20 protein-coding genes and 1 pseudogene are annotated in these 24,930 nt (G+C 68.8%); 9 read left to right on the top strand and 12 right to left on the bottom strand.

Annotated features, from left to right (window positions below; translation table 11 throughout):
• Positions 1-78 precede the first annotated feature (78 nt).
• A complete protein-coding gene (locus tag F6W97_RS03445; RefSeq protein WP_155368604.1) occupies positions 79-2,256 on the top strand; it encodes a discoidin domain-containing protein in 2,178 nt (725 codons plus the stop codon).
• Here F6W97_RS03445 and F6W97_RS03450 read toward each other — a convergent pair.
• Positions 2,253-3,254 (bottom strand): LacI family DNA-binding transcriptional regulator, encoded by a 1,002-nt coding sequence (locus F6W97_RS03450; RefSeq protein WP_155368605.1) that lies wholly within the window; start codon positions 3,252-3,254, stop codon positions 2,253-2,255. The genes F6W97_RS03445 and F6W97_RS03450 overlap by 4 nt on opposite strands.
• 332 nt (positions 3,255-3,586) lie before the next feature.
• Positions 3,587-4,708: a trypsin-like serine peptidase gene (locus F6W97_RS03455; protein WP_155368606.1), complete on the bottom strand. Its 1,122-nt coding sequence runs from the start codon at positions 4,706-4,708 to the stop codon at positions 3,587-3,589.
• A gap of 381 nt (positions 4,709-5,089) precedes the next feature.
• Here F6W97_RS03455 and F6W97_RS03460 point away from each other — a divergent pair, with 381 nt between their 5' ends.
• On the top strand, positions 5,090-7,585 hold the full coding sequence (locus F6W97_RS03460) for an ATP-binding protein (RefSeq protein WP_155368607.1): 2,496 nt from the start codon (positions 5,090-5,092) through the stop codon (positions 7,583-7,585).
• 79 nt (positions 7,586-7,664) lie between these two features.
• Here the strand turns inward: F6W97_RS03460 and F6W97_RS03465 are convergent, their stop codons facing one another.
• Positions 7,665-8,744: a glycoside hydrolase family 18 protein gene (locus F6W97_RS03465; RefSeq protein WP_155368608.1), complete on the bottom strand. Its 1,080-nt coding sequence runs from the start codon at positions 8,742-8,744 to the stop codon at positions 7,665-7,667.
• Positions 8,745-8,928: 184 nt separating this feature from the next.
• Between F6W97_RS03465 and F6W97_RS03470 the strand changes: the two genes are divergently transcribed.
• The 3 genes from F6W97_RS03470 (at position 8,929) to F6W97_RS03480 (ending at position 10,808) form a co-directional block, all read left to right on the top strand.
• Complete coding sequence (locus tag F6W97_RS03470; protein ID WP_155368609.1) at positions 8,929-9,756, top strand: hypothetical protein; 828 nt, start codon at positions 8,929-8,931, stop codon at positions 9,754-9,756.
• A 102-nt stretch (positions 9,757-9,858) separates the two neighbouring features.
• The gene (locus F6W97_RS03475) at positions 9,859-10,053 is read left to right on the top strand and encodes a hypothetical protein (protein WP_155368610.1); all 195 of its coding nucleotides are present in this window, start codon (positions 9,859-9,861) and stop codon (positions 10,051-10,053) included.
• A gap of 98 nt (positions 10,054-10,151) precedes the next feature.
• Positions 10,152-10,808: a hypothetical protein gene (locus F6W97_RS03480; RefSeq protein WP_196278956.1), complete on the top strand. Its 657-nt coding sequence runs from the start codon at positions 10,152-10,154 to the stop codon at positions 10,806-10,808.
• A gap of 115 nt (positions 10,809-10,923) precedes the next feature.
• Here F6W97_RS03480 and F6W97_RS03485 read toward each other — a convergent pair whose 3' ends face one another.
• The 3 genes from F6W97_RS03485 to F6W97_RS03495 all read right to left on the bottom strand — a co-directional run bounded on the left by F6W97_RS03485 (position 10,924) and on the right by F6W97_RS03495 (position 13,678).
• Complete coding sequence (locus tag F6W97_RS03485; protein ID WP_155368611.1) at positions 10,924-11,109, bottom strand: hypothetical protein; 186 nt, start codon at positions 11,107-11,109, stop codon at positions 10,924-10,926.
• A gap of 308 nt (positions 11,110-11,417) precedes the next feature.
• On the bottom strand, positions 11,418-12,392 hold the full coding sequence (locus F6W97_RS03490) for a hypothetical protein (RefSeq protein WP_155368612.1): 975 nt from the start codon (positions 12,390-12,392) through the stop codon (positions 11,418-11,420).
• Positions 12,393-12,799: 407 nt separating this feature from the next.
• Positions 12,800-13,678 (bottom strand): helix-turn-helix domain-containing protein, encoded by an 879-nt coding sequence (locus F6W97_RS03495; protein WP_155368613.1) that lies wholly within the window; start codon positions 13,676-13,678, stop codon positions 12,800-12,802.
• Positions 13,679-13,857: 179 nt separating this feature from the next.
• Here F6W97_RS03495 and F6W97_RS03500 point away from each other — a divergent pair, with 179 nt between their 5' ends.
• Entirely contained in the window at positions 13,858-14,697 is an 840-nt protein-coding gene (locus F6W97_RS03500) for an SDR family oxidoreductase (protein ID WP_155368614.1), read from the top strand.
• A gap of 776 nt (positions 14,698-15,473) precedes the next feature.
• On the opposite strand, the pseudogene F6W97_RS40445 reads toward F6W97_RS03500, so the two are convergent.
• From F6W97_RS40445 to F6W97_RS03515, 3 genes and pseudogenes are all read right to left on the bottom strand, one after another.
• Positions 15,474-15,655: pseudogene (locus F6W97_RS40445) on the bottom strand (helix-turn-helix domain-containing protein); the annotation flags it as partial.
• A gap of 90 nt (positions 15,656-15,745) precedes the next feature.
• A complete protein-coding gene (locus F6W97_RS03510; RefSeq protein WP_196278957.1) occupies positions 15,746-17,032 on the bottom strand; it encodes a ricin-type beta-trefoil lectin domain protein in 1,287 nt (428 codons plus the stop codon).
• Between the two features lie 694 nt (positions 17,033-17,726).
• Positions 17,727-18,260 carry a hypothetical protein gene (locus F6W97_RS03515; protein ID WP_155368617.1) on the bottom strand — a complete coding sequence of 178 codons (534 nt, stop codon included), beginning with the start codon at positions 18,258-18,260 and terminating at the stop codon, positions 17,727-17,729.
• Positions 18,261-18,390: 130 nt separating this feature from the next.
• On the opposite strand from F6W97_RS03515, the gene F6W97_RS03520 reads away from it, so the two are divergent.
• Positions 18,391-19,302, top strand: a complete 912-nt coding sequence (locus tag F6W97_RS03520; protein ID WP_155368618.1) for a UTP--glucose-1-phosphate uridylyltransferase — start codon at positions 18,391-18,393, stop codon at positions 19,300-19,302.
• A gap of 53 nt (positions 19,303-19,355) precedes the next feature.
• On the opposite strand, the gene F6W97_RS03525 is transcribed toward F6W97_RS03520, so the two are convergent.
• The gene (locus tag F6W97_RS03525) at positions 19,356-21,956 is read right to left on the bottom strand and encodes a M4 family metallopeptidase (protein ID WP_230686376.1); all 2,601 of its coding nucleotides are present in this window, start codon (positions 21,954-21,956) and stop codon (positions 19,356-19,358) included.
• Between the two features lie 264 nt (positions 21,957-22,220).
• On the opposite strand from F6W97_RS03525, the gene F6W97_RS03530 reads away from it, so the two are divergent.
• Both F6W97_RS03530 and F6W97_RS03535 read left to right on the top strand, forming a co-directional pair.
• Positions 22,221-22,793 carry a winged helix-turn-helix domain-containing protein gene (locus F6W97_RS03530; protein ID WP_155368619.1) on the top strand — a complete coding sequence of 191 codons (573 nt, stop codon included), beginning with the start codon at positions 22,221-22,223 and terminating at the stop codon, positions 22,791-22,793.
• A 21-nt stretch (positions 22,794-22,814) separates the two neighbouring features.
• A complete protein-coding gene (locus F6W97_RS03535) occupies positions 22,815-24,062 on the top strand; it encodes an MFS transporter (protein ID WP_155368620.1) in 1,248 nt (415 codons plus the stop codon).
• A 1-nt stretch (position 24,063) separates the two neighbouring features.
• On the opposite strand, the gene F6W97_RS03540 is transcribed toward F6W97_RS03535, so the two are convergent.
• Both F6W97_RS03540 and F6W97_RS03545 read right to left on the bottom strand, forming a co-directional pair.
• A complete protein-coding gene (locus F6W97_RS03540) occupies positions 24,064-24,276 on the bottom strand; it encodes a hypothetical protein (RefSeq protein WP_155368621.1) in 213 nt (70 codons plus the stop codon).
• Between the two features lies 1 nt (position 24,277).
• Complete coding sequence (locus F6W97_RS03545; protein ID WP_196278958.1) at positions 24,278-24,799, bottom strand: GNAT family N-acetyltransferase; 522 nt, start codon at positions 24,797-24,799, stop codon at positions 24,278-24,280.
• Positions 24,800-24,930: the final 131 nt, after the last annotated feature.

A 24,930-nucleotide genomic window follows, 5' to 3' on the forward strand; every position in this document is an offset into this window, starting at 1 on the left:
GCCTGGGCCCGGGCGCCGCACCCGTTCCCAGCATCGCCATTGCCTGCGGCGATGCCCGTCCACCATCGGGAGAAACCAATGCGCGTCCTACCCGGAAGCCGGCGCTTCGCCGTCGGTGTGACCACTTTGGCGCTGGCCGCCACCGGGGTGGTGGTCACCGCGAGCGCCCCAGCGGCTGCCGCTGCGGCCTGTGACACCGCCACCAACATTGCTCTGAACAAGCCGGCGACCGCGTCCTCGGTGCAGGGAAACAGCTATCTGGCGGCCAGGGCCGTCGACGGCAACGACGGCACCCGCTGGTCGAGCCAGTTCAGCGATCCGCAATGGATACAGGTCGACCTCGGTCCGGCCACCCCGGTCTGCCAGGTGGTCATCAACTGGCAGACGTCGTATGCCAAGGCGTTTCGTCTCGAACTGTCTGACGACGGCGCGAACTGGACGTCGATCTATTCCGCGACCGACAACCCGGGCGGCCTACAGACGATCACCGCCACCGGCACCGGGCGTTACCTGCGCATGTACGGGACGCAGCGGGCCAATGGCTATGGATACTCGATCAAAGAGCTGATCGTCCACCGCGGCGACGGAGGCGGGGGCGGTTGTCAGACCCCGCCTCCGGTGGCGCAGGACCTGGGCCCGAACGTGGTGGTATTCGACCCGTCGATGTCCAGCACTTCCATTCAAAGCCGACTGGATGCGATCTTCGCCGAGTCGGAAAGCGCCCAGTTCGGCACCCAGCGGTACGCCGTGGCCTTCAAACCCGGAACCTACAGCGGCATCAACGCCAACACCGGCTTCTACACGTCGGTGATGGGCCTGGGCCGAAATCCGGACGACGTCACGATCAACGGTGACGTCACCGTCGACGCCGGCTGGTTCGGCGGCAACGCCACCCAGAACTTCTGGCGCTCGATCGAGAACCTGGCCATCGTGCCGAGCCACACCGACAATCGCTGGGCGGTGTCGCAGGCCGCACCGATGCGCCGAGTGCACATCCGCGGCGGGCTCAACCTGGCCCCCGACGGCTACGGCTGGGCCAGCGGCGGGTACATCGCCGACAGCAAGATCGACGGCCGGGTGGGACCGTACTCGCAGCAGCAGTGGTACACCCGAGACAGCCAGATCGGCAGTTGGGGCAACGCCGTGTGGAACATGGTGTTCTCCGGCGTCGTCGGCGCTCCGGCCAACGGCTTCCCCTCACCGGCCTACACCACTTTGCCGACCACGCCGCGTATCCGGGAGAAGCCGTACCTGTATCTCGACGGCCCCGACTACCACGTTTTCGTTCCGAACCTGCGCACCAACGCCGCGGGCACGACGTGGTCGGGTGGTTCCACCCCTGGCAGCTCGTTGCCGCTGACCCGGTTCCATGTCGCACGGCCGACGGATACGGCCGGCGCCCTCAACAATGCGCTGGCCTGTGGCAAGGACCTGCTGTTCACCCCCGGTGTCTACCACCTGAACCAGACGCTCAAGGTGACCCGGGCGAACACCGTGGTGCTGGGCATCGGCTACCCGACGCTCATCCCGGACAACGGTATCGCCGCGATGACGGTGGCCGATGTCGATGGAGTCAAACTCGCCGGCCTGCTGCTCGACGCCGGCCCCGTCAACTCGCCATACCTGCTGCAGATCGGGCCGGCCGGCGCGACAGTGAGCCACGCCGCGAACCCGACCACCGTGCAGGACGTGTTCTTCCGCGTCGGAGGCGCCGGGCCGGGCAAGGTCAGCACCGCGCTGATCGTCAACAGTGCCGACACCATCCTCGATCACATCTGGGCCTGGCGGGCGGACCATGGCAGCGGGGTCGGGTGGACGGTGAACCCGTCCGACACCGGCCTGATCGTCAACGGCGCCAACGTCTCTGCCTACGGTCTGTTCGTGGAGCACTTCAACAAGTATCAGGTCATCTGGAACGGCCAGGGCGGGCGCACGATCTTCTTCCAGAACGAGATGCCCTACGATCCGCCGAGCCAGTCTGCCTGGCGCACAGACGGACGTGGCTATGCCGCCTACAAGGTGGCCGATTCCGTCACCTCGCACGAGGCGTGGGGCCTGGGCAGTTATTGTGTGTTCACCGCCGACCCGAGCATCGTGGCTGAGCGTGGCTTCGAGGCGCCGGTCAACCCGAACGTCAAGTTCCACAGCCTCCTGACGATCTCGTTCGGCAAGGGCTCGATCGAGCACGTCGTCAACAACACCGGCGCATCCACCGGCACGACTGTCAAGCCGGTGAACATCGTGAGTTTCCCCTAGTCAGGGGCGGGTCCCGTCGATTCGCGCACGGTCAGGTGCGTCGGCAACACGATCGATTGACGTGTTGCCGGCGCGCCTTCGCGCAGGCGGGTCAGCAGCATCGACACCGCTACCCGGCCTGCCTGTTCGATGGGTGCTGTCAGGGTGGTCAGCGTGGGGTGGCAGAAGTCGGCCCCGAAGATGTCGTCACAGCCGACGATGCTGATCTGGCTGGGTACGCCGATTCCCCGTTCGCGGAGCCGGGTCAGCATGCCGATCGCCAGCAGGTCGTTGAAGGTGATGCAGGCCGTCACGTTGGTGTTGATCAGCGCGTCGGCCGCGGCCGACCCGGACATGCGGCCGGCCGGAAAAGGCCCCAGGCGGCGTACCGGCAGGCCATGCCTGGCGGCGGTGGTGACGAGGGAGCGCCAGCGGGCTGCGTTGGCCCAGGAGTTCTCCGGGCCGGACAGGTAGACGATCTCGCGGTGCCCCAGCGAGATGAGATGCTCAGCGGCCTGGGCCACGCCCGACGGAGAATCGATCAATACAGTGGGGACGCCGTAGACGTTGCGGTTTATGGCCACCACGGGCAGCTCTGTGGCCAGCGCGGCCAGCAGCCGATCCGACAGGCGGGAAGCTGCCAGGATCGCCCCGTCGATGGACTGCCGCATCTTGGTCAGCATGTGCGACTCCAGCCCGCCGGAGTTCTCGCTGTCGATGAGCAGATTGGCGTACCCGGCTGCCTTGAGCTGGTGCTGGGTGCCCCGAATCAGCCCGAAGTAGAACGGGTTGGTCACGTCGGATACCAGGACCGCAACCGTCTCGGTGCGTCCCGAAGTCAGCGCGCGGGCGTGCGTGTTCGGCACGTAGGACAGCTCTCGGGCAACCTGCGCGATGGCATCACGGGTGGCAGCGTTGACCCGCCCAGGCCGCGACAGTGCCCGGGATACCGTTGACGCGGCAAAGCCGGTAGCTGCCGCGATGTCGTTGATCGTGACACGCCGGGGGCGGTTGTCCATACCAGGCAGAAAACCACGGTGCGGCAGAAGTCGGCAATCGCTTGCCAGTTGTTGCCATTCATTGACATGTATGCGGGCTTGCGCCTGGGCCCGCTGGTTATCGACGGGCGTGGTCGCCCGAGGCAGCGCGTATTCGAAGATCCCCCGCAGGATGCCCGACGATGTGTCGATGTTGCGGTGGGCGGGACGGCCGGTCGCGGCGCCAACGCCCAGAGTGCAGAACCGGCCCCCTGGGCCCGGTATATCCAGGATGCCGATCCCGGCGTGCGACGATGCTGTGGGAGCCAGGTCACCCCCACAGCATCGTCATCACATCCGCGGCTGCGGACGGCTCACATGTTCTTGGTGAAGTCGTACAGGTCAAGAGCCGTCTGGTCGAAGTACGGCGAGGCCACGATCGTGGGATTGGGCAGCTGGTCGACGCGGCTGTTGATCCCGTTGACCAGGCCCCAGTTGCCGTCCCAGTTCAGCAACCAGCCGCCGCCGCTCGCGCCCTTGTTGAAGTTGCAGGGAATCTTGATCGTCTCGGTCCAGACGTTGGCGTACTCCTGCGAGGACCAGCCACTGCAGCGCAGCAGGTTGCCGCCGTCGAACGGGGCCTGTGCGGGGTAGCCGAACGCGTTCTGCAGGTTCTGCGTGCCGGCGAAAGTCCACAGGCCCTGGCCACCGAGGTAGCTGACGATGTGGTTGCCGTTCAGCGTACCCATGATCGCCACGCCCATGTCCTCGGCCGAGGCCGACGAGTTGATCCATGCGTTCATGGTCCAGATGCTGACGGCGCTCCAGGTGCCGTACGGCCGCGGATTGGCCAGGTCGTCGTCGTAGGCGGGCACGAACGCCCAGCTGCTGGCGGCCTGGCCGCCCGCGCCGCTGTGAATGCAGTGTCCGGCCGTCCACACCGTGTCGGCGCCCGCGGAGTTCACCACGGTGCCGGAGCACTGGTAGGAGAGCCCGCCGAGCACGAAGAACGCCTTGCCGCTGGTGCGCGCGGTCGGGTGGGACGACGCGAAGTTCGGATTGACGGCGAGCGTCGACGCGCCATCGCCCTTGGGGGTGCCCAGGGCCCCTTCATAAGGTGGGATCACCGTGGGTTTGCGGGCGTCGGTGGCCGCTTGTGGCGCTGCGGTCTTCGCCGCCACGTCGCCCATGGCCATCGCGCGGGCGTACTCGGGCGACTCCTCGATCGGCTTGGCCGCGCGCATGCGCTCCGGCGTCCAGAACGCGTCGATCGCCTGGGCTGCGGTGACGGTTCGCCCGTACTTCGCACGTCCGGCTGCCCACGCTTCGGCGTGGACTGCCACCGCACCTCCCGTCACGCCGGCCTTCGCCGAGAAGCCCGCATCGTCGCGGGCGGCGGCAGCGGACTGGGGAGCAGCCAGGGCTAGGCCGGCCGTCAGCGCGAAGGCCGTGAGGATCCGGGCGGAGGTCTGTCGCCTGGTCGTTGTGACTGCCATTCATGTTCTCCCAACCTGTGGCGGAGCCGGTGCGGCATCCGCTCAGACGGTTACTGTTGTCGATGGAAGATGTGTCCAATGGGGATGTTGGACATGTTGGACACCGCAACCCCAGCGGTGTCGGCCACCGCACTGGCGCGGTGGATCGCCGCCGGCGGCGGTAGGGGCGGCAGGCCCGGGTTCCCGCCGAGCAAGGCTTCGGGGCCACGGGCCACGTAGGGAACTGGACCGCAGCTGTGGGCTGCCTTGATGGATCAAGCTGTGTGACGTCTGTCCTATGTGGACTCAATGCAGCGGCGATGTTCGAGTGATCATGGAAAGGCTGAACCACTCGCGGGTCAGCACATGGGGCTGCCGGGTGGGCCGGCAGGGGGAGGCCGAATGCACGACCAACCGATGCGACCCGGTGCGCGGAAGGCGCTCCACCAGGCACCCGAGGCCACCCGCTCCGCGCTCGTGGTAGACCGTGATGTGCAGACGGTGCACGACCTGGCCCTGCTGCTGCGCAAGCTACGGCACCGCCACGCGCGCCAGCACGGCGGCAACTTGTTGACATACCGGCAGCTGGCGGCGAAGACCGGCTGGTCGCACGGAATCATCGGGGAGTACTTCGCGGGAAACGTCCTGCCCCCTACCGAGCGATTCGACATCCTGACCCGGCTGCTCGGGGCCACCAGCGTCGAGCAAGGCATGCTGGCCACCGCGCGGGACCAGGTTGAGGAGGGCCGACGCCGGATCAATCCGGCCGGCGGGGCTGCCGGAGTCAGCGCCGCGCCGGCTTCGGCCAACAGCATGGCGACAGGTGCTCCCGTGCCGCAACAGTTGCCACCGGCCCTGACCGCCTTCGTCGGCCGCACGGCGCTACTCGCCCAGCTCGACGACGCCACCACCATCGGTGGAGCAAGCGGCTCAGGCGAGCCCGCCGCGACGAGCGTAGTGCTGTCGGGCACCGCCGGGGTCGGCAAGACAACACTCGCGGTGCACTGGGCCCACCGCGCCGCCGAGCGTTACCCGGACGGCCAGCTCTACGTCAACCTGCGCGGATTCGACCCCAGCGGCCCCGTGATGACGCCAGCCGAGGTCCTACGCGGATTCCTGGAAGCACTCGGCGTGCCGCCCGAACGTTTCCCGATACACCTGCCCGCGCAGGTAGGGCTGTACCGAAGCCTGCTCGCCGGCCGGCGGATGCTGGTGGTGCTGGACAACGCCCGCGACGTCGAACAGGTGCGCCCCCTGCTGCCAGGCAGCCCGAGCTGCCTGGTGCTGGTGACCAGCCGCAACCGCCTCGCCGGCCTGGTCGCCGCCGAGGGCGCCGTGCCGGTCGGCGTCGCCCTGCTCGGCTTCGATGAGGCATGGCAGTTTCTGGCACGGCGCCTCGGCGCAGACCGGCTGACCGCAGAACCCCAGGCCGTGAACGAAATGATCGAAAGATGCGTGCGGCTGCCGCTGGCGCTGGCGGTGGTCGCCGCCCGAGGAGCGGCACATCCGTCGTTTCCGCTGTCCAGCCTCGCCGCCGAGTTGCGGGAGACGCGGCGGCTACTCGACGCGTTCGACGGCGGCGACGCCAGTACCGACGTGCAGGCGGTCTTCTCCTGGTCGTACCAGAATCTGAGCCCGCCCGCCGCGCGCCTGTTCCGGCTGCTCGGCTGCCATCCAGGGCCGGACACCGCAGTCCCCGCCGCTGCCAGCCTGGCCGGGCTGCCCCGAAATCAGGTGCACCGGCTGCTGGCCGAACTGGCCCATGCGCACCTAGTCACCGAACATGTGCCCGGCCGGTTCAACCTCCACGACCTGCTGCGGGGGTACGCGGCCGAGCTGGTGGAAAGCATCGACACACCCGACACCCGGCGAACAGCGATCCAGCGTGGCCTGGACCACTACCTTCACACGGCACACGCGGCCGCCCTGCTGTTGCAGCCTGGCTGGGATCCGATCAGCCTGGCCGACGCCCCACCCGGGGTAGCACCCGAGGACATCACCGATCACGGCCAAGCGCTGGCCTGGTTCACCGCCGAGTACCGCGTGCTCCTGGCTGCGGTCGCCCACGCCGAACGCGCACAGTTCGAGGGGCACGCCTGGCGGCTGGCACGGACCCTGGTGGACTTCCTGCAACGCCAGGGCCACTGGCCGGGTCTGGTCGCCGCTCAGCGCACCGCCCTTGCCGCGGCGCAGCAGGTGGGCGAGCGGTGCGGGCAGGCGAGCGCGCACCGCGATCTCGCCCGTGCGCTCTTCCGAGTCGGCGAATGGGAGGAGGCGGAGGGCCATTACCGCGCGGCGCTGAAGCTCTTCGACGAACTCGGTGACCACACCGGGCAGGCACGGACCCACCGGGCGTTCGGCGCACTGCTGGATCGGCTCGGCCGTCATGCTGATTCCCTGTACCACGCGCAGCAGGGCCTGGATCTGTACCGGGTCGCCGGACACCTGTCCGGAGAAGCCAGCGCACACAATGGCGTGGGATGGGCCCATGCCCAACTCGGCCAGTACGAGCAGGCACTCGACCACTGCCGGCGGGCGCTGGTGCTGTTGCGCCAGACCGACGACCGGCACGGCGAGGCGAACACCTGGGACAGCCTCGGCTTCATCCACGACCGTCTCGGCCACTACCGCCGGGCGATCTCGTGCTACCGCCGGGCCCTTGTCCTCATCGCGCAGCTCGGCGACCGCTACGACGAAGCGGACACGTTGCACCGGCTCGGTGACAGCCGATGGTCGTTGGGCGACCGAGCAGGCGCCGTGCGGACTTGGCAGCGCGCCCTTCGCATCTTCGACGACCTCGGCCATCCCGATGCGGAACGGGTGCGCGACCGGCTGGTCCGTGCGACCGGTCCTGCGGCGAGGCCACCGAGTGCTGGACCGAGCCCTGAACAACCATGACTGGTTCCGGCGGGATGTCACCGGGATCCGACGCGGCGGGCGCGCCCTCGGTCAGGTGCGTGGAGAAGTGGCCTTCTGTCTATACTCCCGGCCGGAACGGGCTCACCATCGCGGCGAGCAGCGTGTGTTCGTCGTCGTCTCCGGCAAGGTGCCAGGTGAACACACCTCGCAGCCCGTGCCCTGCGGCGAACACGGACCGCTCTTCAACGGACCGGGCATCCTCGTAGCTCACGAACGTCCGGGTGTCCGGATGGAACAGCCACGGCGAGCGGGCCACCGGGTGGCGGTGCTGCTGCCAGGCCGGATCGGTCAGCAGGTTCCGCTTGATGTCGCGCCAGTCGGCGACGTCAACGGTCCCGGTCTGGGGCTGGTACAGCCCGGCCTGCTCGCCGGCCGAGGCGACGCGGAAGCCGCGGCCGTAGAAAGGCACGCCGAGCACCAGCTTGTCCCGCGGCACGCCGTGGCGCTCGTAGTAGTCGACGGCGCCGATGACGTTGTTCCACCGGCGCAGATCGGCCTCCAGCGGGTCCTGTGCCACCTCGGCCAGCGGCGCGTTGAACGTGGCCGTCGCCGAGAACCCGGTGCCGAAGTCGTAGGTCATGAGGTTGACGAAGTCCAGCACGTCGGCGAACGCCGCGAGCTCGTAGCTCGCCGCTGGGTCGTACGGCCCGGCGGTCTGCAGGCGGCCGGCCGGCAGCGCGGCGACCAGCAGCCGCGACGGCCCGAGCCCGTGGCGTAGCTGTTCGGTCAGCAGCGTGACGTTGCGCCGGTCCTCGGGCCGGTGGGTCAGCTCGGCCGGGCCGCCCGAGACAGGGAACTCCCAGTCCAGGTCCAGGCCGTCGAAACCGTCGGCCAGCGCCAGGGCCTGCTCGACGAAGGCGGCCCGCGACCGCGGTGTGAGGGCCGCGTCGGAGAACCCGCCGGCGCCCCAGCCGCCGATCGACAGCACGGTCCGCAGGCCGGGGTCGACTCGCTTGCGTGCGGCGAGGGCGGCGAGGTGCGCAGGCGCCTGTGGCGGCAGTGTCAGGCGCCCGTCCTCGATCGTGGCGAACGCGTAGAAGACGTGGCTGAGCAGGCCCGGGGGCAGCGTGTCGATCGGGTCCGTGCTCTCGTCCGCGGCGTGGAAACAGGCGCCCAGAACCGTCTTCCCGGTGATCATCCGAGCACGGTATCAGCGTGACGTTGGTGTTGTCGGTCGGTGCGGCGCGGCCAGCCGGAAGACCGGCCAGCCGATCTCAGGCCATCATCGGTTTCGCCGTCACGGTGCCGTTGTGGCGGATCGACGAGAGTCACACTGACCGCACCGTGAGGCAACCGTGACGTCCGTGCCGACCCTGGCTCACATGAGAATCAAACTCGCCGCGCTACTCACCATCGCGACAACTGCCGCGATGTTGCAGATAGCGACTCCAGCACAGGCCTTCATCGGCCTGTACCAGGTAAATGCCGTGAGCCCGGCCAATGCCAACTCACCGAAGAACATCTCCGCGGCATGCGCCCCCGGTGACGACATCGTCAGCGTCATGGGACAGGTCAACAATGGCGCTGGTGACGTCCTTCTGACTCGCGCCTACATCGATGCCGCCGGCGGCGGCACCGCTTCTGGCATCGAGGCCATCCCGACAGGCGTGGCCTGGACTGTCGAGGTCACCCTCGTCTGTGCCCCAGCCGGTGCGCTCGTCAACCGGTCCGTGGTGCAGACGGTGTCAGCCTCCAACGCGAATGACAAGTTCCAAACCGCGGCCTGCCCTGCGGGCGACAACATCGTTGGCGGCGGTTACTTCCTGACCGACGCCTTCGGCAATGTCTCCATCGACGAGGTCAACTACGACGCCGCGATGACGCAGCTGTCCGTCACGGCCTACGACAACGCGGCCGTCGGCAACTACACGCTGACAACGCAGGCGGTTTGCGCTGACCCTCTGCCCATCAGAAATTACTGGAACGCCACCTCCGCGCTCAACCCCACCTCGCCCAAAGGCGCCAACGGGGCTGCTTGCCCCAACGGCTCGCAGGTGTCCGCAGTTGGTGGCGTGATCACCGGCGCGCTCGGTGCCGCGTCGATCGCTACGCTCACCCCGCTGCCCGTGGGCGGCGGCATCGTGGCACGCGAGGTCGGCCCGTTCGGCGGCAACTGGAGTCTGCAGATGCAGCGCATCTGCATCGGATAACGGTCCGCCTCAGACGCACCGCGCCCGGTCCTCCAACGAGGAGGACCGGGCGTGTCTGCGCGGTCGGCCAGGTTCCAGGTCCGGGCGTCCGGTCGAGGACCTGTGCATCGACGAGACCCGCCGGGGCAGGCCGAAGGGGAGTTCGACGATGCCACGCAGTCGTGGTGGACCGTGGTCGACCGGTGGCACGTGAGGTTCTGCGACCTGTCCAGTGGGCAGGGCCTGCTCGGGCAGGTCGAGGGCCGCACCGCTCAGGTCGTGGCCGACTGGACTCTCCAGGTCGAAGCCGTGGCGTGAACGGGGTGCGTTGCGTCGCGATCGATATGTGCACGATCAGAGTCGCTGCCGTTCCAGCCTTGGTATACAGATGCGACGCTTCGTGGAAGGGAACCGCCATGGGTTACGAGACCACGTTCACCGGCCAAGTGACGATCACTCCTGCGCTGAACCAGCATGAGGTCGACTACCTGCTGGCGTTCGCCGAGACCAGGCACGAGCCCCGGTCCACCGGCCCCTACGCCCTCGGCTACGGCGACGAGATCGACGGCGACCCGGATCCGGACAAACCCGGGTACTGGTGCAAGTGGGCGCCGACCGCCGACGGCACTGCGATCAACTGGAACGAGCGCGAGAAGTTCTACGATGCCGATCTCTGGATGGAGTACCTGGTGCGTACGTTTCTGAAGCCCGATGCCACCGGGGCGCGGGAGCGGGTCGACCCGGTGGCGGGCCGGGTGTATCCGCCCGCGCTGGACAGGTTCACCTTCGACCACGTCGTCGACGGCGTTATCGAGGCCGAGGGCGAGTGGCCCGACGATCGTTGGCGCATCGAGGTACGCGCCAACGCCGTCTACGTGATCCGGCTGCTGACGGAACCGGACTACGCCGAGTATCCCCGCACCCACCGCGACGACTGGACCGACGAGCAGCGGGCCGACTTCGCCGCGCGGACCCGGCAGAATTTCGTGTACCTGGTGCAGGACGGGCAGTTGCACGAGGTAGGCCCGGCGGATGGGACGTCGTTCGACCCGATCCGGGTCGACGAGGGCTAAGCGCCGGTCGCGGCGTCCCGTGGACGCAGGGCAGGGTCGCGGCGGGCTGGTCAACGATGAAGCCTGGGTCCTGATCGACTGCCACACCGATCCGAACCCGCCACCGATATCGGCGTCAGCGGATGTGGTCCGATGCAGCCAACCGCCCGATGGCCAAGCTGGCAGTCTCACCGGCGTGGAAGGGCCCCGGGACGTTGCGCCAGTTCCGCTGTTCCCAGCGGCCGGTGAACAGCTCCTCGGCGGGCTCATTGAAGCTCTCGGGGGGCGTTGCCTCGACGAGCGTGGTGTCGCCGCCGAGCATCCATCTCCGCACCGAGTCGTCACCGCCGTGGTCTCTCCCAGGCACGAGCACACGCACTCCCACCCGGTGGCCCGAACGCATCGCAGGTCGCACTTCTGGCGCAGGTTGAAGTCCAGCACCACACAACCTGGGCATAGCTGCAGCAGCCCGTCGACGACGTCACGCAGGTAAAGGCGTGCCAACCTCACCCGGTCGCCCTGGTCGAGGAGCAGCTGCACCAGTTCATGGACAACGCCACCGTCGACATCGCCACCGTCAAGATCTTGCTATGCGACCTCGCCCAAATGCCATGACCCAATAGACACCGCCTAGGCGGCGACGCCTTCCTCCTGCGCGGACACCGGCGCCGTGGACCGCAATCGCAGCGCCAGCAGGCTCGCCAGCACCAGCACCACGCCAGTGATCAGGACGATGACGGCCGGACCCAACCCACCGTCGGTGACGTCGTAGACCAGCTCCGGCACGGCGAGGGTGACCCCCACGACGGCACCGAACAGCATCACCGTGGCCCGGGTGCTGCGGTAGAACACGAAGCAGGCCGCCGCCGTCGCACCCGTCAACCCGTACGCCCAGACGCTGGGAGCGGAACCGAACAGCGGCACCTGCCCGCCGATGATGGCAAGCGCACCGCCGATGAGCAGCCCCAGTGCCCGCGGTCCGATCAGCGAGGCGAAGCTGAGCACGATCCAGACCACCCCGGCCGCGACGAGGGCGAGTCCAGTGCCGAGTGCTTCGGCATCCGCCAGGTCGACCAGCGTGACGCTGACCGCACCGGCGCTCCACAGCCCGGTGCAGATGACACTGAACGGGCTGGACCGCACCGACATGGCGACGATCGACGCGCCCAGCCCGGTCAGCATCGCGTAGGTGGGCTGATGCACGTCAACCTGCGAATCCGCCGCGACCAGCGCCGCCGCGGCGAGCGGGACGGACGCCAGGGCCAGCAACCCGCTCGCGGCTCGGCCCCGCGCCCCGGCCGTCGCCCGCATACCCGCTGCTCCGGCGAATGCGGTGGCCGCGACGACCATGACAGCGGCGACTCCTACCAGGATGGCGACCTTGGCGAGGTATCCGAGGTCATTCCAGGCGGTGCCCAGCAGCAGCAACGCACCGACGGCCATCAGCGCGCCCCCGGCGTAGCCGCCTGCTTCGGCCAACCAGCCGAACTGCTTGACCGGAGCCGCGGCGAAGGCGTGCCGGACGGCGCCGGCCTGATCCGCAGTCAGCCGGCCCTCCGAGACGAGCCGCTGCAGCGCGGTTTCTTCTTCTTTACCCAATGGCATGCCCGTATCGTGCTCGGCCGCCGCAGTGGGCGTCAGAGCTTTCCTACTCAAGCTGATCCGGCCGGATACTCAGGCCGGGGGACTTCGCGCGCTCTCTAGCCCAGCTCCAACCGCCTCCGTCAAGCCAGGTCGACCTCGCGGGTGAAGGACTGCGCCACCAGACACGCCCTGGCGCACAGATGCTTCGGTAGAAGCGGTCGTGAGGGCGCCGGCGCACTCGCGAACAAGGTTGGCCTGGGGTATATCAGCCAACCCCGGCGTTGTTTATGGGCGTTGGCTAGGCCACGAACCTCCGACCATGCGGACTGCCGTACCGACCCGCATGCTGAACATAATTGCCCATAAAGATCATTCGCATTCCTGCGAGTGCGCTTTCGGCTTCCGATGCCAGGCTGCCCGGGTGCAGTTCAGGTTCGGGGGAATGTCGTCAATGTGTCGGATCGGCGGGTGGCTGCCCAGCTGGCCAGGAGTCGTAGCGCGTCATCGTCGCTGGTTCCGGCCGGTGCGCTGAGCAGGGTCATGGCCAGGCCGGGGTCCGCGGTCAGGAGCATGGTTTCGAAGTGCAGGTCGAGGTCGCCGACCGTAGGGTGATGGAACTGTTTGATGCCGGTGCGGTGCAGGCGTACGTCGTGGGCGGCCCAGCGGGTGCGGAAGTCTTCGCTGCGGGTGGACAGCTCGCCGACGAGGTCGGTGAGGGCTTTGTCGAAGGGGTCGAGGCCGGCTGCGGTGCGCATCATGGCGACGGTGTCTGAGGCGATCCGGTCCCAGTCGCGCCAGAAGGCGCGGGAGTGTGGGTTGAGGAACGCGAAGCGGGCGTGGTTGGCGGGGCGGGTGGGGTCGTCGAACATGGGCGCGTAGAGGGCCTGGGCGAGCGGGTTCGCGGCGAGGACGTCGCCGCGGCCGTTGCCGACGAAGGCTGGGATGTCGGTCATGAGTTCGAGGACGCGTGCCACGCTCGGTCGGATCTGCGGGGTGGCGGGTTTGCGGCGGGCCCGGGTTGCGGGGCCGGCGGCGCGGGCCAGCGCGGTGAGGTGCTGCTGTTCGGCTTCGTCGAGTTGTAGGGCGCGGGCGAGGGCGTCGAGGACGCTGTCGGAGGCGCCGGCGAGGTTGCCGCGTTCGAGCTGGGCGTAGTACTCGACGCTGACGCCGGCGAGGTCGGCGACCTCGCTGCGGCGTAGTCCGGGGACCCGTCGATTGCGGTTGTAGCTCGTCAGTCCGGCGCGCTCTGGGGTGATCTTGGCGCGGCGGGAGCTGAGGAAGGCTTTGACCTCGTCACGGTTGTCCACGCTTCCAGGCTAGGCCCGTTCGCGCGGCTGTGGGGTGGGCTGTCGGTACACCCTTCAGCAGTGACTTCTTCGCTGCCACAAGGGCTGGTCTGCTGGAAGTCGCACCACTGCGATCGGGTTCCAGCAACCGAAAGAACCTCTATCACCGAAGTGGTGTTTCGACTCGAGGAGGACAGGTCATGGCTGAGAAGAAGGTTCTACTGATCACCGGTGCCGGCCGCGGCATGGGCGTGGACATCGCGAAGGCGGCGCTCGCCGCCGGGTACGCGGTGGTCGCGACCGGCCGGGACCCGCAGAAGGTTTCCCAGGCCATCGGGGCTGCGGCCGACCTGCTGGCGGTGCGGCTCGACGTGACCGACCCGGCGAGCGCCCAGGCTGCGGTTCAGCAGGCTGTGGAGCGGTTCGGGCGTATCGACGTGCTGGTCAACAACGCGGGGAACTTCTATGCCGGGTTCTTCGAGGAGCTCACCGAGAAGGATTTCCGGGCGCAGGTCGAGACGAACCTGTTCGGTCCGCTGAACGTGACCCGCGCGGTGCTGCCAGTGCTGCGCACACAGCGTTCGGGGCTGGTCGTGACGATCTCGTCGACCGCTGGGATCATCGGCGCGGAGTTCACCTCGGCATACGCGGCGGCAAAGTTTGGCCTAGAAGGCTGGATGGAGTCCCTGGCCGCCGAGGTCGCGCCGTTCGGGATCCGCACGATGCTCGTCGAGCCCGGGTTCTTCCGCACCGCCCTGCTCACTCCCGAGTCGACCACCTACGCCGAGCCGACGATCGAGGACTACCTCGAGCGGACCCGGCAGACGGTGACCATGTGGAGCGGCCTGAACGGCCTGCAGGGCGGTGACCCCGCGAAGCTGGCGGCGGCGCTGATCACCCTGGTCGGCTCCGACGAGCCGCCGCTGCGCTGGGCAGCGGGCGCCGACGCGGTCGGCGTCCTGGAGCTGAAAGCCAAGACGCTGCTCGCGCAGGCCGACGCCCACCGCGAGCTGTCCTCGTCACTGGCCCACGACGCCTGAGCGACACCACGCCAGCAGCGCCCAGAACCTTGCGCTGACATCAACTGCATCGCCGGCTGCGGCACTGATCACTGTGCCGCAGCCCTTGATCCACTGATCCGGCGAAGCTGACGATTCCGGACCCAGGGAATAATGATCTACGCCATCCTGATCGGGGTCATCGTCGCGATCTGCCTGGCCGGCCTCTATCTCTGGAAGCGCCTAGCCTGGGACACCACCCGATCACGCAGAGCCCGGATCGCCGGCAGCGTCTTCGCCGGCCTGCTGGCGCTGCTCATCCCGGTGACCATGGCCGCTGAGACAGTTCCCTGGGTGGCGTGGCCCGGCTTCATCTGGCTCGCCTTCTTGCTCTATCTGACCCTGGTACTTCTCGCGCTCGAGATCCCGACGCTGGTGGTCAAGGCATGGCTGCGCCGCGGCAAGCATGACCTGCCGGTGCCTGCAATCGAGGCGGCTGAACCAGCAACAATCGTCGCCGGCCACGTGACCACCGGGTCGCCCGGCCATCCCAAGTCCGCGAATGAGCTGCCGACCGGCGCCCACCTCCGCCGCCCAGAGGCGGTGCCGAACCCGGTCTGCCAGCCGGGTCCAGCCGACTTGGCTGATGTTCGCGGTGGGGCGGGGCTGCCCGATCTGTTGCCGGGTGGCCAGGTCCCAGAAGCACACGGTGGCGGCTTCGCCCCCGCTGCCTGTCACCGCGACCGGTGGCCCGTCGGGGCCGTCTACTCCCGTCGCGCGTGCAGCTCGCCACGGTCGGCGAACAGGTCGGCAACGGCGCCCGCGAACTCCGTGAACCGCGTGCTGAGGTGCCCAGCGAGGAGCACATTAGGGCGAAGCAGATGTCGGTCACGGACAGGTCCGTGCCGCGCAACAACGCCGTAGCGCGCTCGATCCGGCGCGTCATGAGTTACGCGTACGGCGACTCCCCGTACGCGAGGCGGAACTGCCGGCTCAGACCCCGGCGCGGGTCGTATCCCTGAACGCGGTCAGGACGCGGGAGCCTGTCCGCTCCCGCGCCCTGACCGTCAGCGTGCCCCTGGGCCGGCGGTCACGCGGCCTTCACGAAGTACTGTGCGGCCGATCCGTTGCAGTCCCAGATCTGCAGTCGCGCGCCGTCCGCTGTCGAGCCTCCTGGGGAGTCCAGGCACTTGTTGGAGTTCGGGTTGCGCAACCGGTTACCTTCCTGGACCCAGTTCTGTGCGCCGCTGCCGTTGCAGTCCCAGAGCTGCACCTGCGTGCCGTTGGCCGTACCCGCGCCGTTGACGTCGAGGCACCGGCCCAGTGTCCGCAGGGTCTGGCCGTCCCGGCTCCACTGCTGGTCCTGCGAAACAGCAGACCCCTGGCACGTCCACAGCTGCACGGCCGCGCCATTGCCGCCCGTGTCGTTTCCGGCCACGTCCACGCACTTGCCGCCCGGCCCGTTGATCTGCGTTGCGGACCCGCCCGTGCCCCCGCCGTCCTGGTAGTAGCGCACGTAGTCGATCAATGCGGTGAGCGGGAACTGGCCCTGCACGGGGTTCTGTCCAGGGTAGGTGCCGCCCAGCGCCAGGTTGAAGATGAGGTGGAACGGCTTGCGGAACTCCTCCAAGGTCGCCGGTGTCGTGTCGATCACGTGCGTCTGCGTGCCGTCGATGTACCAGCGGATCTGCGCGGCCGTCCACTCGATCGCATAGACGTGGAAGGCCGCGGCGTTGTTGACGGCGGGGTTCGCGACGTAGTTGGCGTTCTGACCCGCTGTCCAGGGGAACACGCCGGTCCGCACATCCCAGAAGATGTTGTTCGTGACGGTCGCGTTCGCGTTCGCGTGTTCCATGATGTCGACCTCGCCGCAACTGGCCCAGTTGGTGGGCAGGCGGTCGTAGTAGGTCTGCGCCGGGTTGTAGGCGCTAGTGGACGTCTCGTCGCACGAGTCGCCGAGCATCCAGAAAGCCGGCCACGAGCCGGTGGCGGTGGGGAGCGCCATGCGCGCCTCGATACGGCCGTATTGGAAGGACCTCTTCGTGTCCGTCGTCATGCGGCACGACGTCTGGTAGAAGTTGCGGCCGTTGACCGTGATGGGCGTCGTGAGCCAGTTGGCGCGCATCACGAGGTTGCCGCCGGACTGCGTGCAGTTCTCGGGGCGGTACCACTCCCACTCGCCGTTGCCCCAGCCGTCGAAGGTATTGAGGCCGGGGTTGAGGCCGTTGCCGACGTTGTAGTTCCAGTTGGCGCTGCTGGGCGCGCCGGACCCGTTGAATTCGTCAGCCCACACGAGGTTCCACGCGGCGTGTGCGGGCTGCTGCTGGACGACCGTGCTGCCGACGAGTGCAGTGACGGCCGCGGCGAGGAGGATCATGAGGCGTCGGCCGCGTGACAGCACTCGGTTCACAGCGCGGCCACGGGCCATGCGGGGTGCGCGTTCTTGTTGAATCTCCACAGCGAATGTGCCCTTCTCGAGCAGGGGCGGAGGTCGTGCGATCGGCGGAAGTGCCTGTTCGAGTCCCTCCACGGATGTGAGAGCGCTCTCACATCGTGGGTGACTGGAAACCTTGTTGTCAATAAGCTGCCAATGCCAAAGAACGTCTGACCTCGATCCGCTGCCGCACTGGGGGCAGGCGCACTAGCCGGTGCTGGCCCAGTTTGGCACCGTGACCGCAATGCTGTGCCTGGGCAGAGCAGCCAGCTCATCCGGGAGGCGCAACCGCACCATTGCCGTCACCACCCGACCGTGATGATCATGGCGCTGGCGGCTCACCGGCCATCGTGATCATGTACTTAGGATTCATGTACTTAGGGTTCATGTAGCCCCGGAGACTCCGGACTTCGTCCCAAAGCTGTTTTACCTGCTTGGCGGCGTGCCCGAGCCGCGTTTCGGGGTGCGTTTCGGACGGCTGGCTCAACAGGTGGACGCCCTTGGTACTTCGACCCACCGGGTCGATGTTCGAGGCGTACCGCGCGGATCACCACTCAGATGCTGACGCGGGCCTTGTCGATGGCGCAGGTCTCGTCAGCGCTTCAGAACGGGACCGTGCGCTGGGCATGACCACATGTCAGCAGGGTGCGCCGACGGGGATGTGGGCGAGGGTTTCGCGGGTGCCGGAGCGGATCCGCAGGCGGAGGCAGCGCGGCCGGTCGACGGTGTAGCCGCCGGCGAAGGCATACCAGCCGGGCATGTCGTAGACGTCGGGGCAGAAGACCCGGATGCGGGTGACCGCCGGGCCGGGGCTGCCCCAGCCGATCGTCGAAGTCGCGACGGCCTCGCCGACGATCTCCAGGTCGACGGGTGTGCCGGGCCGCACGAGCAGGCCCTGCTTGGCCCACCAGCGGCCGTCGACCTCGGTGACCTGCAGCTGCCGCCCGACCGGCAGCGCGACGGCGTCCAGCAGCACCGGCAGGTTCGTCGACGCGCTCGGCTCCTCCACCCCGATCACGTGGTCGCAGGACACCCGGGCCACCCCGTCATCGGGGAACGGCGTGGCGGCCGGTGCAGCCGTCGGGCCGGCAGCGGACGGGGCGGGAGAGGGGGCGGGCGCGGTGCACGCGGCGAGGAGCGCCGCGGGGAGCAGGGCGAGCAGGCGTCTCATGCGGTGGACGAGTCCCGAGGGGCGGGCGGGGTTCCGCGGGGCGACGCGCGGGTCGGTCGCGCCCTGTCGACCTGGTTGCCTGTTAGCGTCGGGTGTACCGCGCAGTGACTTCCGACCAGGAGAAACTCTCATGCCTTCGACCATCCGCAGGGCCGTGATCCCGGCCGCGGGGCTCGGCTCCCGGCTGCTGCCCCTGACCAAGGCCATCCCCAAGGAGATGCTGCCCGTCGGCGACAAGCCGGTGATCGAGCACACCGTGCGCGAGCTGGTGGCCTCCGGCATCACCGACATCACGATCGTGATCTCGGGGGGCAAGTCGCTGATCCAGGACCACTTCCGGCCCAACCCGGCGCTGGTGGAGCAGCTGCGGGCGGACGGCAAGACGGCGTACGCCGACGCCGTCGAGGAGATCGCCGAGCTGGCGCAGCAGGGCCACATCACCTACCTGGACCAGCACGGCCCGTACGGCAACGGCACGCCGGTGCTCAACGCGGCCCGCAACTTCGACGACGAGCCGATGCTGGTGCTGTGGCCCGACGACGTGTTCGTCGCCGAGGTGCCCCGCGCCCAGCAGCTGATCCGCGCGTACGAGGCGACGAACTGCCCGGTCCTGGCGCTGATGCCGATGGACCCGGAGCACTCGCAGCGCTACGGGGTGCCGGTGGTCAAGGAGGACCTGGACGGCGGCCTGATGCGCATCACGGGCCTGATGGAGAAGCCCAAGCCGAAGGACGCGCCGTCGGCGTTCGCGGCGATCGGCGGCTACGTGGTCACCCCGGGCATCATCGACGAGCTGCGGGAGCAGACCCAGCGCTGGTACGAGCGCCGCACCGGCGAGGTGTACCTGACCGACGCGATCAACGCCTACGCGTCGACGCGGGCCGTGTACGGGCAGGTCATCTCGGGCCGCTGGTACGACACCGGCAACCCGGCCGACTACCTGGTCGCCCAGATGGCCACGGCGCTGGCGCACCCGGAGTACGGCCCGCTGCTGCGCGGCATGGCCGCCGAACTCGACCCGCCCGCGCGTCCGATCGTCTGAACAGGGCGAGGGCCCCGGCGCGTGCCGGGGCCCTCGCTGTCTAACCGCCGGACCTAGAGGGTCAGGGTCCAGGTGTTGATGTAGCCGGTGTCGGCCGAGGCGGCGTCCTGGACCCGGAGGTTCCAGGTGCCGTTCTTCACCTCGGTCGACAGGTTGGTGGTGTAGGTCTGGACGATGTTGTCGGCGCTGCCGCCGGTCCGGTTGTGCAGCACGTAGGTGCTGCCGTCCGGCGCGACCAGGGTCACGATGAGGTCACCGATGTAGGTGTGCACGATGTTCACCGCGACCGTGGAGGTCGCCGACGCGTTGCCCGAGCAGCCCGCGATCGTGATCGGGCTGTTGACGGTGGTGTTGTCCGGGATCGTCACGTCGGTGCCGTTGGTGCCCGAGCACGGCGGCGGGGCGCCGCCGCCCAGGTTCAGCGTCCACGTGTCGATGGTGCCGGTGTCGGCCGACGCCGCGTCCTGCACCCGCAGTTTCCAGGTGCCGTTGGCGGCCTCGCCGGACAGGTTGACCGTGTAGGTCTGGCTGATGTTGTCGGCGCTGCCGCCGGTCCGGTTGTGCAGCAGGTAGGTGCTGCCGTCCGGCGCGACCAGGTTCACCACCAGGTCACCGATGTAGGTGTGCAGGATGTTCACCGCGACCGTGCTGCCCGTGCCGCCGTTGCCGGCGCAGCCGGAGATGGTGATCGAGGACTCGACGGTCGTGTTGTCCGGGACCGCCACGTCGGTGGAGTTGGTGCCGGAGCAGCCGGGCGGGCCGTTGACGGTCAGGTTGAACGTCGTGGTCCGCGTCGACGACGCGCCGGTGCCGGTGATGGTGATCGCGTACGTGCCGGGCGGGGTGGCCGCGGCCGTGGCGATGGTCAGCGACGAGGCGCCGCCGGCCGAGTTGATCGACGTCGGGCTGAACGTGGCGGTCGCGCCGCTGGGCAGGCCGCTCGCGGTCAGGTTGACCGTCTGCGCGCTGCCGTTGGTCAGCGTGGAGGTGATGGTGCTGGTGACCGAGCTGCCGGGGTTGACCGAACCCGACGCGGGGGCGGCCGCGAGGGAGAAGTCGTTGCCCGCCGGGCAGGCGGCGTCGTTGCCGGCCACGTTGACCGCGGTCCAGGCGGCCTGGACGGTCTTGTACTCCACCGAGCACAGGCCGTACAGGTCGGTTGCCGCGGACAGGGTGTACGCGCGGGAGGTGTTGGCCGGCGTGGACGTGTTCACGTAGCGGGTGCTGGAGGTGAAGTACACGTCCAGCGCGCGGTACCAGATCTTCTCAGCCTTCGTGCGGCCGATGCCGACGACGGCCGGCGCCGAGCCGCAGACCGGGCTGGTGCCGTACGACGTGGCGCCGGTGCCCTCGGCCAGGTTGAAGAAGAAGTGGTTGCCCGGGCCCGAGCTGTAGTGCACGTCGACGCTGTTGGTCGAGGTCGACCAGCAGCCGTGCGACGAGCCGTCCAGGGTCGGGTTGTACATGTAGCGCAGCGGGGTCCCGTTGCCGTTGATGTTGATCTTCTCACCGACCTGGTAGTCGCCCGGGTCGGACGGCGCGGCCGCGTAGAACTCGACCATGTTGCCGAAGATGTCCGAGGTGGCCTCGTTCAGACCGCCGGACTCACCCGAGTAGACCAGGCCCGCCAGGGCCTCGGTGACGCCGTGGCTCATCTCGTGGCCCGCGACGTCCAGCGACACCAGGGGCCGGCTGTTGCCCGAGCCGTCGCCGTAGGTCATCTGCGCGCCGTCCCAGAACGCGTTGACGTACGCGTTGCCGTAGTGGACGCGGCTGGGCACGCCGGTGCCGTTGCCGAAGATGCCGTTGCGGCCGTGCACGTTCAGGAAGTAGTCGAACGTCTTGGCCGCGCCGAAGTGCGCGTCCACACCGGCCGACTGCCGGTTGGCGTTCGTGCCGTCACCCCACACGTTGTCCGCGTCGGTGAACGTCGTACAGGTCGAGGAGCCGTTGTTCATGTCACAGGTGCGGCCGTTGCCGCGGACCGGGTCGATCATCTGGTACGTCGAGCCGGACAGCGTCGTGTCGATGCTGACGCTACCGGTGTAGATGCCGGTGCCGGTGCCGGTGACCATCTTGATCTCGTCGAACGAGCCCAGGTGCGCGCCCGTCGCCGCGTCGGTGATGACGTGCAGCTCGGACGGGGTCTGCCCGTCGGGCCGCATGCCGGTGACGACGGTCTCCCAGGCCAGCTTGCCCTTGCCCGTGCTGGCGTCGACGAACAGCTCGGGGGAGCCGACCGTGGCGACGGCGCCCGAGAACCTGCTGCGCGCGGCCTTCGCGGCCTTGGCGGCGGTGACCTGCGGGGTGGTCGACAGGGTCAGCGGGGCCTCCAGGCCGACCGACGATCCCTTGTAGACGCCGTTGGGGGCGGTGTGCACGACGAAGTCGCCGCCGTACACCCGCAGGCCGTGGAACGTGCGGGCGTAACGCACGTGGGTGCCGCTGCTGTCGCTGACGGTGCGGTCGATGCGGTACGCGTCGCCGCCGGCGGCGCGCACGTCCGACGGGTGCTCGGCGAGGGCGCGTTCTGCGGCCGCGATGCCGACGGGTGATGAGGGGGCGCTGGGCGCAGCGTTGCCGGAGGTCGCCGACACCGACAGCATGGCGCCCACGAGTAGGGCGACGCTGCCGGTAGCGAGGGTTCTTTTCACGAGTCCTCCCCGACTCAGTGGAAAGTGGCGGTAGCCACTGACAGCTATATATATAGAAGCCGGGAGAACTTTGGAAGTGCTTCACATCCTGCGGCGTCGATGCGTGATGTTTCGCGAGCCCTGCTCGGATGGGCTGTAAGGGGTGCTGTCTCGGCATCAGGTGATCGACTCGACCCGCTCGGTGAATCACGTGTCAGGTAGGCGACTGCGGGGGAGTGACGCCCGAGGATTGTAGAGAAAGCTTTCTAAAGCTATCTTGCTGATATGACCGACCGTCCGGCAGTCGACCTCTCCGATCCCGTCGCGCTGCGCGCGTACGCCCATCCGCTGCGCATGTCGCTGGTCGGCCTGCTGCGGCGCGAGGGGCCGCTGACCGCCACCCAGGCCGCGAACCTGCTCGGCGAGAGCGTGCCGAGCTGCTCCTTCCACCTGCGCCAGCTCGCCAAGTACGGCCTGGTCGAACGGGCCGAGGGCGCCGACGCCCGGGAGAAGCCCTGGCGGGCCACCGCCTTGACGACCCGATGGGGCCGCGAGTCCGACGACACCGAGACCCGCGCCGCCGTCGACCAGCTCGACGGGGTGATCATCCACCGCTTCTACGAGCGTGCCCTGAACTGGCTGGCCCGCCGCGACGCCGAGCCGGCGCACTGGCGCGCCGTCACCGGCCCCGGCGACGACCTGGCCTTCCTGACCGCCGACGAGCTGGCCGAGCTGTCCCGTCGCATCGACGACCTCTTCGAGCAGTACCGGCCCCGCCAGACCGACCCGTCCCTGCGGCCGCCCGGCGCGCGGGCGGTCCACGTCAGCTACTACGTGACCACGTTCGATCAGCCCTGACACCCGGAGGCGCACACCCCCATGACCGCCACCGCCACCCCCGCGGTCCGCCGCTGGCTGCCACCGCTGCTGCGGCAGACCCCGTTCCGCCGCTACTGGACCGGGCAGAGCGTGTCCCTGCTCGGCGACCAGATAACCGAACTGGCGCTGCCGCTGTTCGCGGTGCTCGTCGCGCAGGCCGGCCCGGCCGAGATGGGCTACCTGACCGCCGCCGCGCTGGCGCCCAACCTGCTGTTCTCGCTGCTGTTCGGTGGCTGGGCCGACCGCCGCCCGTACAAGCGCACCATCATGGTCGCCGCCGACGTCGCCCGCGCCGTGGCGCTGCTGGCCGTGCCGGTGCTCTACGTGCTCGACGCGCTCACCATGACCCAGCTCTACGTGGTCGCGTTCACCGTCGGCACGTTCAGCGTGCTGTTCGAGGTGTGCCGCACGACCCTGTTCGTGTCACTGGTGTCGCGAGAGGACTTCCTGCCCGCGAACGCGCTGCTCAACGGCTCACGAGCGTTCTCGTCGGTGGCCGGGGCCAGCGCCGGCGGCGTGCTGGTGCGGCTGGTCGGAGCGCCGTTCGCGCTACTGCTGGACGCGGTGTCCTTCCTGTTCTCCGCGGTGATGATCGCCCGGGTGGAGGTCACCGAGCCGACGCCGAGCGCCCGGCGCGGCCTCGGGCTGCGCGAAGGCATGTCCTTCATCGCGCGCCACCCGGTCATGCGGGCGGCCGTGAGCGCCAGCACCACCCTCAACCTGTTCAACTTCATGTACCTCGCGCTGGTCATCCTGTACGTCACGACCGAACTGCACATCACCCCGGACGTCCTGGGCCTGGGCCTGGGACTCGCGGCCGTCGGCGCGCTGATCGGCGCGGCCGTCGCCCGGCGGATCGCCGAGCGGATCGGCGTCGGCCCCCTGTACGTCTTCGGCTACCTGATGTTCCCGGCCCCGCTGATCCTCATCCCGCTGGCCGACGGGCCGCACTGGCTGGTGCTGACCATGGTGTTCTGCGCCGAGTTCCTTTCCGGTTTCGGCGTCATGCTGCTGGACACCGCGGGCGGCTCGCTGCAGGCCAGCGTCATCCCCGACGAGCTGCGCGCCCGGGTGACCGGCGCGCACCGCACCATCAACTACGGCATCCGCCCGATCGGCGCGGTCATCGGCGGCGCGCTGGGCACCGCCCTGGGCGTACGCGAGACGCTGTGGATCGCCACCGTCGGCGCGCTGGCCGGCGTGCTGTGGCTGATCGCCTCACCGATCCCGCGGATGCGCCGGTTGTGACTCAGCCCAGCAGGCGGATCGCCGCGTGCACCGCGAAGACCGACCCGACGCCGGTCAGCAGCAGGCCCTCCACGAAGATCCGCAGCCAGTCGCCGGGGTCGCGCCTGCGCCGCCGGACGCCGCGCCACACCATCACCAGACCGAAGGCCAGCACGGCGAGACCGAGCACGAGAAAGGGGACGGGATCGAGTTCGCGCTCGCCGGGCGTCGCCACGTCAGGCGCCCGCCCGCCAGGGGCGGGTATCCGTCCGCAGCAGCGAGTACAGGACGACGTCCTGGCTGCGGCCGTCGTTGAAGAACGCGCCGCGCACCGTGCCCTCCAGGGTGAAACCGCACTTCTCCGCGATCCGCCGGGACGCGCCGTTCTCCGGCACGATCACGAGCTGGATGCGGTGCTGCTTCTTCGTCGCGAAGAGGTAGTCGACCAGCAGCCGCACCGCCTCGGTGACGTGGCCGCGTCCGGCGAAGCTGCCGTCGTAGAGCAGGTAGGACAGCTCGAAGGCGTCCCAGTAGTTCACCGGCCGGAAGAACTCGATGTGCCCGAGCAGCTCGCCTGCCCCGTTGACGATGAGCAGCGTGCCCGACTCGCGCTGCCAGAGCCCCGTCTCGGCGTGCTCGCGCCGGAAGTCCGGCTCCGACCGCACGCCGAGCGGGAAGTACGCGCCGCGGTTGGCGATGTCGGTGTGCGCGCGGTAGAGCCGGTCCACATCGGCCGCCAGCACCGGCCGAAGGGTCACGCCGTCGCCGTGAAGCATGTGTCCACCCATCAAGTCCGAGGGCCGCCCTGCTGCTGCGCCACGACGATGATATGCGCCGGCGCCGATACCCGGGGGGAGGCCGTGTTCGCCCAGTGAGACAGACATTGCCA

It is taken from the genome of Catellatospora vulcania (genome assembly GCF_009720385.1).
Lineage (GTDB): Bacteria > Actinomycetota > Actinomycetes > Mycobacteriales > Micromonosporaceae > Catellatospora > Catellatospora vulcania.

Coding starts and splice junctions, on each gene's coding strand:
- F6W97_RS03445 (WP_155368604.1), top strand. CDS start 79: ATGCGCGTCCTACCCGGAAGCCGGCGCTTCGCCGTCGGTGTGACCACT.
- F6W97_RS03450 (WP_155368605.1), bottom strand. CDS start 3,254: ATGGACAACCGCCCCCGGCGTGTCACGATCAACGACATCGCGGCAGCT.
- F6W97_RS03455 (WP_155368606.1), bottom strand. CDS start 4,708: ATGGCAGTCACAACGACCAGGCGACAGACCTCCGCCCGGATCCTCACG.
- F6W97_RS03460 (WP_155368607.1), top strand. CDS start 5,090: ATGCACGACCAACCGATGCGACCCGGTGCGCGGAAGGCGCTCCACCAG.
- F6W97_RS03465 (WP_155368608.1), bottom strand. CDS start 8,744: ATGATCACCGGGAAGACGGTTCTGGGCGCCTGTTTCCACGCCGCGGAC.
- F6W97_RS03470 (WP_155368609.1), top strand. CDS start 8,929: ATGAGAATCAAACTCGCCGCGCTACTCACCATCGCGACAACTGCCGCG.
- F6W97_RS03480 (WP_196278956.1), top strand. CDS start 10,152: ATGGGTTACGAGACCACGTTCACCGGCCAAGTGACGATCACTCCTGCG.
- F6W97_RS03485 (WP_155368611.1), bottom strand. CDS start 11,109: ATGCTCGGCGGCGACACCACGCTCGTCGAGGCAACGCCCCCCGAGAGC.
- F6W97_RS03490 (WP_155368612.1), bottom strand. CDS start 12,392: ATGCCATTGGGTAAAGAAGAAGAAACCGCGCTGCAGCGGCTCGTCTCG.
- F6W97_RS03500 (WP_155368614.1), top strand. CDS start 13,858: ATGGCTGAGAAGAAGGTTCTACTGATCACCGGTGCCGGCCGCGGCATG.
- F6W97_RS03510 (WP_196278957.1), bottom strand. CDS start 17,032: ATGATCCTCCTCGCCGCGGCCGTCACTGCACTCGTCGGCAGCACGGTC.
- F6W97_RS03515 (WP_155368617.1), bottom strand. CDS start 18,260: ATGAGACGCCTGCTCGCCCTGCTCCCCGCGGCGCTCCTCGCCGCGTGC.
- F6W97_RS03520 (WP_155368618.1), top strand. CDS start 18,391: ATGCCTTCGACCATCCGCAGGGCCGTGATCCCGGCCGCGGGGCTCGGC.
- F6W97_RS03530 (WP_155368619.1), top strand. CDS start 22,221: ATGACCGACCGTCCGGCAGTCGACCTCTCCGATCCCGTCGCGCTGCGC.
- F6W97_RS03535 (WP_155368620.1), top strand. CDS start 22,815: ATGACCGCCACCGCCACCCCCGCGGTCCGCCGCTGGCTGCCACCGCTG.